The sequence below is a fragment of the Flavobacterium resistens genome, assembly GCF_900182645.1.
Classification (GTDB): Bacteria; Bacteroidota; Bacteroidia; order Flavobacteriales; family Flavobacteriaceae; genus Flavobacterium; species Flavobacterium resistens.
The window spans coordinates 423,621-436,266 of sequence record NZ_FXTA01000004.1 but is presented as its reverse complement, the minus strand read 5'-3'; the positions used below and the strand labels follow the sequence as shown (position 1 = coordinate 436,266).

Annotated in this window: 8 protein-coding genes; 3 read left to right on the top strand and 5 right to left on the bottom strand. The window is 33.2% G+C overall.

Features of this window, described 5'->3' with window-relative positions:
- Nucleotides 1-28: 28 nt before the first annotated feature.
- Nucleotides 29-2,422, bottom strand: a complete 2,394-nt coding sequence (locus tag FN795_RS16575) for a TonB-dependent receptor domain-containing protein (RefSeq protein WP_142451684.1) — start codon at nt 2,420-2,422, stop codon at nt 29-31.
- 115 nt (nt 2,423-2,537) lie between these two features.
- Nucleotides 2,538-3,599 (bottom strand): helix-turn-helix domain-containing protein, encoded by a 1,062-nt coding sequence (locus tag FN795_RS16570; RefSeq protein ID WP_142451683.1) that lies wholly within the window; start codon nt 3,597-3,599, stop codon nt 2,538-2,540.
- Between the two features lie 196 nt (nt 3,600-3,795).
- Here FN795_RS16570 and FN795_RS16565 point away from each other — a divergent pair, with 196 nt between their 5' ends.
- The 3 genes from FN795_RS16565 to FN795_RS16555 all read left to right on the top strand — a co-directional run bounded on the left by FN795_RS16565 (nt 3,796) and on the right by FN795_RS16555 (nt 9,171).
- Nucleotides 3,796-7,227, top strand: coding sequence for a hypothetical protein (locus FN795_RS16565; protein WP_142451682.1), 3,432 nt, complete (start codon nt 3,796-3,798; stop codon nt 7,225-7,227).
- A gap of 63 nt (nt 7,228-7,290) precedes the next feature.
- A complete protein-coding gene (locus tag FN795_RS16560) occupies nt 7,291-7,890 on the top strand; it encodes a hypothetical protein (RefSeq protein WP_142451681.1) in 600 nt (199 codons plus the stop codon).
- 210 nt (nt 7,891-8,100) lie between these two features.
- On the top strand, nt 8,101-9,171 hold the full coding sequence (locus tag FN795_RS16555; protein ID WP_035653339.1) for a glycosyltransferase: 1,071 nt from the start codon (nt 8,101-8,103) through the stop codon (nt 9,169-9,171).
- 2 nt (nt 9,172-9,173) lie between these two features.
- Here FN795_RS16555 and FN795_RS16550 read toward each other — a convergent pair whose 3' ends face one another.
- The 3 genes from FN795_RS16550 to FN795_RS16540 form a co-directional block, all read right to left on the bottom strand.
- Nucleotides 9,174-10,484, bottom strand: a complete 1,311-nt coding sequence (locus FN795_RS16550) for a porin (RefSeq protein ID WP_142451678.1) — start codon at nt 10,482-10,484, stop codon at nt 9,174-9,176.
- A gap of 165 nt (nt 10,485-10,649) precedes the next feature.
- A complete protein-coding gene (locus FN795_RS16545; protein ID WP_142451676.1) occupies nt 10,650-11,729 on the bottom strand; it encodes a sensor histidine kinase in 1,080 nt (359 codons plus the stop codon).
- A gap of 210 nt (nt 11,730-11,939) precedes the next feature.
- Nucleotides 11,940-12,623, bottom strand: coding sequence for a response regulator transcription factor (locus FN795_RS16540; RefSeq protein WP_026728392.1), 684 nt, complete (start codon nt 12,621-12,623; stop codon nt 11,940-11,942).
- Nucleotides 12,624-12,646 lie beyond the last annotated feature (23 nt).

Below are 12,646 nucleotides of genomic sequence, written 5' to 3'. Positions count from 1 at the left end.
TCACAAATTGATGAAGCCTTTTTTCATTTTACCTCGCCCTATTATTTTCCGTCTGCTCAACTTCTGATTTTTTATAAGTCGTCTTTTTAGAATCTCCGAAATTGTATGTTGCAATTAATTTAAAATAATCCGTACTATAGGTTCGGTGATAATAAATCTGAGTCTGTCCGACATTATAATCACCAGAAACCATAAACTTATGAAAGATGTCGTTTGCGGTAAAATTGAGTTTTAGTGCGTCTTTAAAAAAGTTTCTCTCTATTCCTAAAGTTACAATCGAACGGCTGTTTTCACTTCCTAATCCATAACTTCTATCACTTAAATACCAAGCCAAAAGCTGTAACTTAAAAAATTTAGGAATCGTAAATGTATTATTAGTATATAAATAAATCTGAGGTTCTACGGGACTAAAAGCAAATGCATAATAATTGTCTACAGATTTCTGCCAAGTAATGCTTGCTGTATTAACAGAATTCCACCATTTGACATTGAAGGATCTGGATAGTGAAGTAAAAAATGTATGCCCTTTTTCAAGATTCAGCGCTCTTAAAATATAGCTATTTGGTGTGTCGCCACGCAAAGCCGCCGCAGAAATCGGATCATTTTTATAAGTGTAGCCAACTTTAAAATCGAACTTTTTGTACATCGTACCTATTTCAAAAGCGTGTGTTTTTTCTGGAAGAAGATTCGGATTTCCTTCAATCGTCGTAAACGGATCTTGGTAAATCACATACGGATTTAAAGCCTGATATCTCGGTCTTGTAATTCTGGAAACATACGAAAAATGTCCTTTCCAATCTTCTGAAAGATCAAAATTTAAAAGTGCATTTGGAAAAAAGTTACTGTACGATTTCTCAAATTTCTGAATTCCGTTGGCATTTGTGAATAAATCATAACTTGTTTTTTCGGCTCTTACGCCAAGAGAAAAATTGACTTTTTCGTTTAATGTTCCAATATAATTAAAGTAGGCAGCAGCAATTTTTTCATTGTATTCAAAATCACTCGAAAGCGCATCGTCCAGCTCAAAATTTACATTATCAGCTGCAATCAGGAAATCTGTTCCTGAGTTTATTGTGGCATGACTCAACTTGGCTCCTACTTCAAGTTTTGTTTTTTCATTAATTTTCTTCGAATAATCGGCTTGAACTGCGATTATATTGATTCGACTTCCAACATTATTCTTCAAATATCTTTCAGAATCGGTTTGTTCTACCAAACTGCTTTCTTCAATAAAATCTCTTATAGTTTGATTGTAATTTGAAAATTGTGATCCTATAAATAATGTCGAACCTTTATCAGTTGTCCAGTTATAATTCAAATTGATAAACTGGTTTAACAAAACATCGTTTCGGTCAACATCTGTGGCATAAAAACTAATTCCTGAATTGTTGGTTATGGAATTCCTGCTTTCTGTAATTCCGCCTAAATCATTCACGTTTCCGCTATAAGCCAATGAAATATAATTATTTGGAGAAAAACTATATTGAAGTCCGAATCCGAAATTAGAATAATTATTAAATCTTCTTTTCCAATCGGTCGTCAATTCAGATTTCATAAAATCATCAGGATTTGGACGAGTTCTGGTAGTGTACAGCAACTCGCGGTTTTTTCCTAACTGCAAACCATAATTGGTTATAAAAGAAAACTTTCCTTTAGAATAATTAAAATCAAAAAGCGTGTTATAAAGGGTTCCGCCAAATTTAGAAACTGTTACCTGCTGATTGACAGCACCCATTATACCGCTTTCAATATTTTGTTTTGTAATAATATTGATGACAGCTTTTCCTTCTGCATCGTATCTCGCAGAAGGATTGGAAATGACTTCGATCTTCTGAATTTGTGAAACGGGAATTGCAGCAAACCTTTCGTAATTAATCAAAACTCCGTTGAGATAAATAATGGCTTCTCCTTTTCCAACAACGCTGATTTCTCCGTCGGCAACCACAACATTTGGCACTCTTCCCAACAATTCGTTTACCGAACTGCTCGTTGCGAGAACAGTTCCATTTACATTCACATCGATATTTCCGTTGGCTCCATATTTTAATAATGACGGATTGCTTTTTACCACAATCTCATTTAACTGATTATTATTTTCTGAAACTATAATGGAGCCCAAATCAATGTTTGATGAATTTGAAAATTTTATGCCCAAAAAAAGATCTGCAAATTCTACCGAAGTCAATTTCAGAATAATTTCATTTTGATTGATATCTGATAATTGAAAAACGCCGTCCAAGAAATCCTGCTGTTTTATAATTACAGAATCGCGAACAGACAAAACCGATGCCGTTCCCATCATCAATTCATTGTTTCGATTGACAACTTTACCTGAAATTTTTTGGATTGATTGCGCTTTTGACGGCACAGAATTTAAAAGAAAAAAAGAAACATAAATGAAAACCAGAATTAGAAACCTCATAAAATTTAGGGATTAAGATTTGACTTTTTGTAGCAACAAAAGTCAGTTCTAAATCACGAAACGAGGTAATCGAAAGTGAAATCAGGAGTACGAATTTATAAATCGACACTCTGTTTTACGGCTGTAAAGCCTGAAGCTGATAATTTAGAGGCGTTGTTCCGGTATGTTTTTTAAAAGCTGCAAAAAAGGTTGATTTCGAATTAAAACCAACATCATAACCAACAGATTCTAAAGTCAGTTTATCATTTGAAGTAATGATTTTACAAGCCTCGTTTATTCTAAATTCATTCACAAAACTGGTAAAATTCTTTCCCATGTTATTATTTAAAAACTGTGATAATTGATGACTCGAAATATTAATTTCACGCGCCAAATCCTGTAAATTCAAGTTTGGATTTTTATACAAGTCTTTTTCATTCATTACATTTTCTAATTTTTCAGAAATAATAACGGCTTCGACTGCATCTATTTTTTTTCCGTAAACCTTCTGGCTATTCAGCAGAAACAAATCGTCGGTTTTTTTTCGGTATAAAAGAATAGAAATGATTAGATATAAAATAAAAGAAAAAACAACAGCGCCACTTATATAAGTTGCTGCCGGAGCTCCCAAAATAGCTAAAAAGTAAAAAAGGAATAATAAAAAAGTGCCTAGAAAAAGGGTTCCAAACCAAATTTCTGATGAGCTTGCTTTTTCTTTTATATTGAAAATTTTCTTTAAAACACCTCGAATTGTAAATCCAGAAAGAATAACATATACAAACCATTGAAAATAAATGATTCTAATAAAATAAAAACTCCAAAGTGTTGGATAAGTTTCGTACGGATATAGGATTCCGACAACAAAAATTAGGATTCCCCAAAACAGCAGAATCATTTTCCACGATTTTGGCATTATATTGATTTCTTCAACCGCCGATCTTAAAAAATAATACAAACACGGACCAATAAAGAAACAAGCACTAAGCCCTAACTGCAAATACATTTTTGGCAGTTCGGGATGAAAATAAACAAAAACAGATTTCCCAATTCGTATACTTAATGCAAATAAAAGTGCACCAAGGAAATAATTTGTGAGGTATTTTTTCTTAGTAAAAAAGAAAAAATAAACTCCTAAAATAATTCCGTTGAAAGATCCCAAAGCGCTAAAAAAAAATAAAAGTTCTTTGCCGGTATCCATAATTTAAGTTCGTTATATCTTGAGCAAAGCTAAAAAAAAGATTGATTTATGATGAGAATTATACTTCAAAATATAATTAAAAATAAGGCTTAAAATGAGAAAACGAACTTAAAATCAATCAATTGTCCAATAAATAAAAGCCTCACAATTTCTTGATTATAAATACTACTTTTGAATTTTTAGAGTTAAAGTATTTATGCTGAAAAAATTACTGTTTTTAACGGTTTTCATCTGGTTTTCTGGGCTTCATGCTCAGGAAACAGAATCATCGTATAAAACAAAAAAAGTAATTGCTTCCCGCGACACCATTCATCTGGAAAAATTCAGCATAAATCCAAGTTACTTTCAGCTTTTGAACACTAAAAATGAAGCTGTCGATTCTACTTTTTATAAAATTGATTTTCAAAAAGGAACACTTCTTTTAAATGAAAAATTCACTTCAATTTCAGATACTTTAATTGTCAATTATTTAAAATATCCCGATTTTATTACCAAAGAATATAGTCTTTACAAATCTGATCAAGTGGTCAGCAATGAAGCCGGTTCTGAAAAACTGTACAAAATTGACAACAAAAACACCAAAAAAGTTGTTCCTTTTGATGGTTTAAATACTTCCGGAAGTATTACGCGTGGCGTTACAGTTGGAAACAATCAAAATACGGTTTTAAATTCTAATCTAGATTTGCAGATTACCGGAAAAATTTCCGACAAAGTCAGTCTGCGGGCTTCGCTTCAGGACAATAATATTCCGTTACAAGATGGCGGTTATTCGCAAAAGCTAGATCAGTTTGACAATATTTTCATGGAACTTTTTAGCGACGATTGGAATATTCGCGCCGGCGATGTTTTTCTGGAAAACCGAAAAACACAATTTCTTAATTTCAATAAAAAGGTTCAAGGACTTTCTGCAAGTTTCGATTTTGATACTGAAAAAAGCAAAACCAACATTTTTGCATCGGTCGCTTTTGTCAAAGGACAATATGCAAAAAGTACTTTTACAGGACAGGAAGGAAATCAAGGGCCTTATAAATTGAAAGGCCAAAATGGCGAATTGTATGTTTTGGTCATTTCAGGTTCTGAGCGTGTTTATGTGAATGGTGTTTTGCTAAAACGTGGTGAAAACAACGATTATGTAATTGATTATAATGCGGGCGAAATTGTTTTTACATCACTTTTCACAATCACTTCTGAAATGCGTATTAATATTGAATATCAATATTCAGAACGAAATTACAACCGATTGGTAACCTACGCCGGCGGTACGCATGAAAACAAAAACTGGAGTTTTGGCGGTTATGTTTATTCTGAAAGTGATTTGAAAAATCAGCCTTTGCAGCAAAATCTTTCTGCAGATCAGGTTCAGATTTTGAAAAATGCGGGCGACAATCCGGATTTAATGAAAGCACCTTCGGCTTATGAAGATAAATATGCCGATAATAAAATTTTGTACAAGAAAACACTCATCAATTCAGTTGAAGTTTATGAATATTCGAATAATCCTGCTGACGTTTTATATAATGTAAAATTCAGTCTTGTGGGAAATAATGCTGGAAATTACATTATCCAAAACAATAATTCGGTTGAAAGAATTTACGAATATACGCCACCGGTAAACGGAATTTTGCAGGGAAATTACGAGCCAATTGTGCAATTAGTTCCGCCAATAAAACTTCAGGTTGCTACTTTTTTAGGAAAATATAATCCGAATGAAAAAACACTTGCCGATTTTGAACTTGCCGTTAGCAACAACGACAAAAATTTATTTTCGGGTATTGATGATGGAAATAACGAAGGAATTGCTTTTAAAACCAATCTCAAAAAACGTCTTTTTACCAAAAGCTGGACACTTGACGCATTTGCAAATTATCAATATGTTGCAGAAAATTTCAAGTCGGTTGAGCGTTTGTATAATATTGAATTTAACCGCGACTGGAACTTAAATACCACACTTTTTGGCAATCAGAGTTTGTTATCTACTGGTTTTAATTTTGATTTATTTGCGAAGAAGAAAACTTCGAACATAGGATTATTGACGTATCAATTTGAGAAATTAGATTTTAGCGAAAGTTATACAGGAACGCGCCACACTACAACCGCGTTTTTTAAAATAAAAAAGTGGACTTTTGAAAATCAGGGAAGTTTCCTGAATTCAGATGCGACAACATCAACTTCAAAATTTATTCGGAATCAAACGCGAACGAAATATCATTTTGGTAAAAACTGGATTGGCGCCAGCATGCAACTTGAAGACAATCAGGAAAAAGACAAAACAACCAATCAGTTTTCGGCTTTAAGCCAAAGATTTTCAGAATTTGGCGGTTTTATAGGCCGTGGCGACAGTACTAAAGTTTTTGTAGAATTGGGTTTTCTGCAACGTAAAAATGACAGTTTACAAAATGGATTACTACAACATGTCAACAATTCGCAGACTTATTATTTAAAATCGAAATTGATTCAGAATAAAAAAACAAATTTGGCGGTTTATGCGAGTTATAGAAATTTAGATTTTACAGATCCAAATCGGAAAAATGAACCTTCTTTAAATTCGAGAGTTTTATACAATGATCGTTTCTTTAATCAATTAATCCAAGCCGGAACCGCTTATGAAACGAGTTCAGGAACTATTGCTCAACAGGAATTCACTTATATTGAAGTACCAACTGGGCAAGGTGTTTATACATGGAACGATTATAATGGTAATGGAATTCAGGAATTAGAAGAATTTGAAATTGCTCAATTTCCAGATCAGGCAAGATTTATCAGAATCTTTTTGCCGAATCAGGTTTATATAAAAACCAATCAAAACAAATTTTCACAGTCGGTTACGCTGAACCCGACGCAATGGCAAAATGAAAAAGGCCTGAAAAAATTTGCCTCGTATTTCTATAATCAAACTTCCTTTATTATGGATCGAAAAGTAAAAAGTCAAGGCCAGCGTTTAGAACTAAATCCGTTTGAATCTTCGGAAGAAAATATTTTGGGGTTGAATTCAAGTTTGAGAAACAGTTTGTACTTTAATCGAGGCAAACAAAAACATTCGGTTACCTATTCTTATTTAGTCAATAAAGGAAAAAATCTGCTTTCTGTAGGTTCGCAAAATGTCACGAACAATTCGCATCAATTGCAATACACCCATTTATATAAAAAAACCTGGCTTTTTAATTTTTTCACCAAAACCATAAAAACCGATTTAGTTTCAGAAGATTTTGTAGAGAAAAACTATGATTTGAAAGGCTATCAAATTGCGCCAAAAATCAGTTATTTATTTTCAAAAAATACAAGTCTGGATTTCTTTTATGAATTTCAGAATAAAGAAAACCAAATTGGAAATTTAGAAACTTTAGTCCAAAAAAGACTTGGAACTTCATTTTCATTTGCCGGAGAAAAGAAAGTAACACTAAATGGAGAATTTTCTTTTTATGACAACAAATTTAACGGAAATGAATTTTCATCAGTAGGATATCAAATGCTTGAAGGACTTCAGGCAGGACAAAATTTAGTTTGGAAACTCCTCTTACAGAAAAACATAACATCATTTTTAGATATTAATCTAAACTATCAGGGCCGAAAAAGCGAAACTGGAGCAACCATACACACAGGAAACGTAAACCTTCGTGCATATTTTTAACGGGTTACGAAAAAGGTGACAATAAATTGATTAATTTTAGTAGAAATTTAAATATGTAACCTTATGAAAAAATTATTATTACTTTGTTTTATAGTTGTTTTCTCATCTAATTTCTATGGTCAGGACGCCGCTGTAAAAGCAACAAAGAGCCAAACTGAAGCGGCTGCAAAAAAAGCAAAAGCTGACGCAAAAAAAGAAGCTGACAAATCTAAAAAAGCAGCAGACAAATCTAAAAAAGCGGCAGATGACGCAACAGCATCAGCAACAAAAGCTAAAAAAGAGTCGGCAAGTGATGCAAAAAAAGCGGCAGACAAATCTAAAAAAGCAGCAGATGACGCAACCGCAGCTGCAACAAAAGCTAAAAAAGAATCAGCTAGCACTGCTAAAAAAACTGCAGATAAAGAAGCTACAAAAGCAAAAAGCGAAGCTGACAAAGCCAAAAAATCAGCAACAAAAGCTGATGCTGCAAGCAAAAGCGCAAAAACTGAAGCCGACAAAGCTAAAAAATCAGCTTCTAAGACTTTAAAAGAAACTAATGAGAAAGCTCCAAAAACACCAGATAAAGTTACAGGAGAATACAACGGTAAAAAAGTATACACCGGACCAAAAGGCGGTAAATACTACATCAACAAAAATGGAAATAAAACTTATATTCAGGATTAGGGACTAAGGTTCTAAGTTATTGAAATACGACATTTAAAAAGCCGAACTTACGTTCGGCTTTTTTTTATTTAATACAAAAACCTCAGAACCTTAGCGCCTCAGTATCTTAGCACCTTAAAAAAAATATTCAGTTAATAATTTAGTAATATGTCCGAAATATCATCAAAAACATATTTCTTTATCTTCGTTTTTTAAAAAGCGTATAAACATATGAGCATTGACTATTCTGCGAACAAAACAATTTTAGTTGCTCCATTAAACTGGGGATTAGGCCATGCCACTAGATGTATCCCAATTATCAAAGCGCTTCAAGAGAATAATTTCATTCCGATTATTGCTTCTGATGGAGTTGCACTTGCTTTATTGCGAAAAGAATTTCCGTATATACAAACTTTAGAATTGCCTTCTTATCATATTGAATATGCTAAAAACGGTAAAAACTTCAAATGGAAACTGATTAAGAATCTTCCAAAAATGATTACAGCCATTTTGGATGAGAAAAAAGTCGTGAATTCTTGGATCAAAAAACATGGAATTGACGGCATCATTTCTGATAATCGATTGGGCGTTTTCAGTAAAAGAGTTCCGTCTGTTTTTATGACACATCAATTGAATGTAATGACAGGAAACACAACTTGGTTTACAAGCAAATGCCATCAGCACATTATAAAAAAATATACGGAGTGCTGGGTTCCTGATACAAATGAAGAGACAAATCTTACCGGAGATTTAGGACATCTTAAAAACGATCATCTTAATTTAAAATATATTGGTCCTTTAAGCAGAATGAAAAAGAAGGAAACACCAATAGTTTATGACTTAATGATTATTTTATCGGGTCCTGAACCTCAACGTACTTATTTGGACGAAAAATTACAAAAGGAAGTTTCTAATTTCAAAGGAAAAGTGGTCTTTGTTCAAGGTATTGTAGAGAAAGTACAAAGCAAATGGCAGGCAGGAAATGTTACTTATTACAATTTTATGAATTCAAAACAGCTGGAACAGACTTTCAATGAGAGTGAATTTGTTCTTTGCCGTTCTGGATATACAACTGTTATGGACTTGGCAAAATTGGGCAAAAAAGCTTTTTTTATTCCAACTCCAGGGCAATATGAACAGGAATATCTGGCGATTAAACTACAGGAAGAAAATTTGGTACCGTATGCAATGCAAGACGACTTTACCATTGAAGATCTTTCAAAAGTAAAGTCGTTTAAAGGATTGTCCCAATTTAAAAATGATATTGACTGGGATAAATTATTTTCGGTTTTTGAAGAATAACATTAGAAGTTAAACTGCGCCTGTAATCGTAGCAAATTCCCTTCTTGTCTATTAATCGGGCGGGCGCTGTCTTCAAAAGTTCTATCCGCGATAACATATTCGGCAGTTAATTCGAATGCTTTGATTGGTTGCCATTCGATACCAAATTGGTAATCTCTCACCACATAACTTCTCGCATCTTTTTCATATTTTTTGCCTCCGTCATAATATTGAAATTGGGCGTAAGGATAAATATGTTGTTTCTTGTAATCCCATTTGTAATTCAGTAAAACATAACCTCCATTCAAACTCTTTTCGTCAACAGTATTTGTTGCTGGATTATAGCGAGGTCCTTTACCTATATTATATTCTGTTTGGATTCCGAAAGGTTTTGGATACAAAACAAACGTTGCACCTACTCTTTCATCTTTCACATATTTAGGATCATTAACAATTACACCTGTAGAAATTTCGTCTGTAAAAGCCCATTTTCCGTCATACGCCTGAATTCCAGGTTCAATAATCTGGCTTCCAATTACAAAAGGATAAGAAACTCTGGCTACTACATTCAAATCTCTGTTTGCATCTATTTTATTGGCAATTTGTCCGTTATAAACTCCAAAAGCAAAAACTCCAAAATCGCCTGAACCTTTATAACCATCTTTTACTAACATAGCAAAACGCTCTCTGATTTCGGCTGGAGCCCAATAAAAAATCAGTCCCAAATCACGTTCATTTGCTATTGAACTGTTTATTCCATCAGGACGATCTAAAGTTAAACGTTGCGAACTAGACTGCATGTTTATAAATCCATATGGAATTTTACTTTGTCCGACACGAACACGATATTCTCTTTTCTTATCAAAAGAAAGGTCAAAATATAAGTCTCGAATTTGAACGAAATTTTGGATTCCGGTAACTGGTGAACTGGCAAAATCGGGTTGAAAATAGAAAAATACATTTGGATGAACCTGACCAGAAAATACCAAACGGGCACGACGAATAAAAAGTCCGTTGTTTGCTTTTGCGTCCGGAGCGGTTGAAGTCGTTCCCCAAGATCTGTCACATTGGTCGCAAGCAACTTTATCGTTTGTAGAAAACAAACCATTGTATCGAATTTGGGCATAACCTCTTAAAGAGATTTTATCGTACCAATGTTCTTCAATACCTCCTCCTGATTTTGTTTCTGGAAGTTTAGCTTTATTGATAGAATCTAAAATACGAAGTACTTCATTTTTTACTTCTTGTTTATTTACATTCTGCTGATTTACATCTTGTGCATTTACTGCTATTGCAAACAATATTGTCATCACAAGAACTAATTTTTTTATCATTTTTCTTTTACCCTTAGTTTCAGGATGCAAAGATGACGCACCTATGTTAAGAAATCATTAACAAGATGTTACTATAATAAAAATTTAATGTTAGGCACTGAAACCTAATGTTTCTTTAATGTTAAAAACCTTGTTCTACGGCTTCTAAGAAAAGCCAACTTACAATTATTTAACCTCAGTTTTTATCGTTTTATTGGCTTTTTCGAGTGTAAAAGAGAATTCTGAACCAATTCCGAATTCACTTTCTACATAAACTTTCTCTTTATGAGCCTCAATAATATGTTTTACAATTGCTAATCCTAAACCAGAACCTCCTTCAGATCTTGTTCCGCTTTTGTCCACTCGGTAAAAACGTTCAAAAAGTCTTGAAATATTCTGTTTTTCAACTCCTTCCCCGTTATCGCTGATTCGGATTAATACTTTTTTCTTTGTAAGATTTACAACGCCAACTTCAGTCAAACCGCCTTCTTTTCCGTATTTAATTGAGTTCACAATCAGGTTTTCCAGAACTTGCTGAATTCTGTCCTGATCTCCTCGAATAATTACGGACTGAACATTTTTGCTTTCAAAAGCCAATTTGATTTTCTTTTTATCAGCTTTCATTTCTAACAAATCAAAAACATTCTGAATCAATTCGACAATATCAAAATCAGTCATATTCAAATCCAAATCTCCCGATTCTAATTTGGTAATCATATCCAAATCTTCGACTATATATATAAGACGCTCTACACCTTTTTCGGCACGTTTTAAATATTTTTTACGAATATGTTTGTCATCCATTGCGCCATCTAACAAAGTCGAAACATAACCTTGCACTGTAAACAATGGCGTTTTAAGTTCGTGTGAAACGTTTCCTAAAAACTCTCTTCGATATTGTTCACGAATTTCAAGCATTTCGATTTCAAGTTTCTTATCCGTCGCAAATTTTTTCACTTCTCGCGAAAGCGTTTCCATATCGGTTGTTATAGGCTGATTGATAAGCGGCGTTGATTCCAGCAACGAAACCTCATCGTAAATTTTCTTTACTCTTCTATAAATGAAACGTTCAACGCGATATTGAAGCACTAAAAAAGAGAAAATATAAATTGAAATTATAAAAACGATTCCAAAAGCAATTTGATGTTTCAGTTGATTTTTATAGAATAAAGACATCAGCATCAATACAAATCCCGTTGAGAAAAGACTGATATACAATGCCGATTTTATTGCGAATTTGTATGTTTTTTTAAAATTGATTTTCATTAAAAATAGCTCCCATTAAGGGATTAAGTAAAATTAAGTTTAACTCAAAAACCATATAAAAAACTGAAGTTAAAGTAAACTTCAATTTCTTATATGGTTTAAATATAGTGAATGTTTTAAATAATTTGAGTGAGCTTAAAATTAACTTCAATACATTGTTACTAAAAACCTTAGCAACTTAGTATCTTAGAATCTTAGCTACTAAAAAAATTATACTTCGAATTTATAACCAACTCCTTTTATGGTTTTAAAAAGGTCTTCGCCAATTTTCTCGCGAAGCTTTCTAATGTGAACGTCGATTGTTCTTCCTCCTACAACCACTTCATTTCCCCAAACTTTATCAAGGATTTCATCTCTTTTGAAAACTTTCCCTGGTTTAGAAGCCAATAAATAGAACAATTCGAATTCTTTTCTTGGCAAAGCAATTTCAACATTGCCTTTTATGATCTTGTATTCTTCGCGGTTGATCTCGATTCCGCCTACATTTATAGTGTCTGTAACAATTTCTTGTTCTTTTAACCTTCTTAACAAAGCCTTTACTTTGCTGACCAATAATTTTGGTTTTATTGGCTTAGTAATATAGTCATCAGCACCTGCGTCAAAACCAGCTACTTGCGAATAATCCTCACTTCTTGCCGTTAAGAATGTTATGATAACATTATTTAATTCTGGAATTTTTCTGATGTGTTCACAAGCTTCCATCCCGTCCATTTCGGCCATCATTACATCCATGATGATTAATTCCGGCAATTCTTTCTGAGCTTTTGCTATCGCTTCTTTTCCATTTGAAGCTGTTACAATTTGATAGCCTTCTTGAGCAAGGTTATAGCCAACGATTTCTAAGATATCTGGTTCATCGTCAACTAATAAAATCTTAGTTTGTGTTTTTTTCATAAATAGCAAAAATTGAGATTTTG

What these genes read in the sequence shown, in the direction of transcription:
- FN795_RS16565 (WP_142451682.1), top strand. Translation starts at nt 3,796, where the DNA reads ATGCTGAAAAAATTACTGTTTTTAACGGTTTTCATCTGGTTTTCTGGG.
- FN795_RS16540 (WP_026728392.1), bottom strand. Translation starts at nt 12,623, where the DNA reads ATGAAAAAAACACAAACTAAGATTTTATTAGTTGACGATGAACCAGAT.
- FN795_RS16545 (WP_142451676.1), bottom strand. Translation starts at nt 11,729, where the DNA reads ATGAAAATCAATTTTAAAAAAACATACAAATTCGCAATAAAATCGGCA.
- FN795_RS16570 (WP_142451683.1), bottom strand. Translation starts at nt 3,599, where the DNA reads ATGGATACCGGCAAAGAACTTTTATTTTTTTTTAGCGCTTTGGGATCT.
- FN795_RS16550 (WP_142451678.1), bottom strand. Translation starts at nt 10,484, where the DNA reads ATGATAAAAAAATTAGTTCTTGTGATGACAATATTGTTTGCAATAGCA.
- FN795_RS16560 (WP_142451681.1), top strand. Translation starts at nt 7,291, where the DNA reads ATGAAAAAATTATTATTACTTTGTTTTATAGTTGTTTTCTCATCTAAT.
- FN795_RS16575 (WP_142451684.1), bottom strand. Translation starts at nt 2,422, where the DNA reads ATGAGGTTTCTAATTCTGGTTTTCATTTATGTTTCTTTTTTTCTTTTA.
- FN795_RS16555 (WP_035653339.1), top strand. Translation starts at nt 8,101, where the DNA reads ATGAGCATTGACTATTCTGCGAACAAAACAATTTTAGTTGCTCCATTA.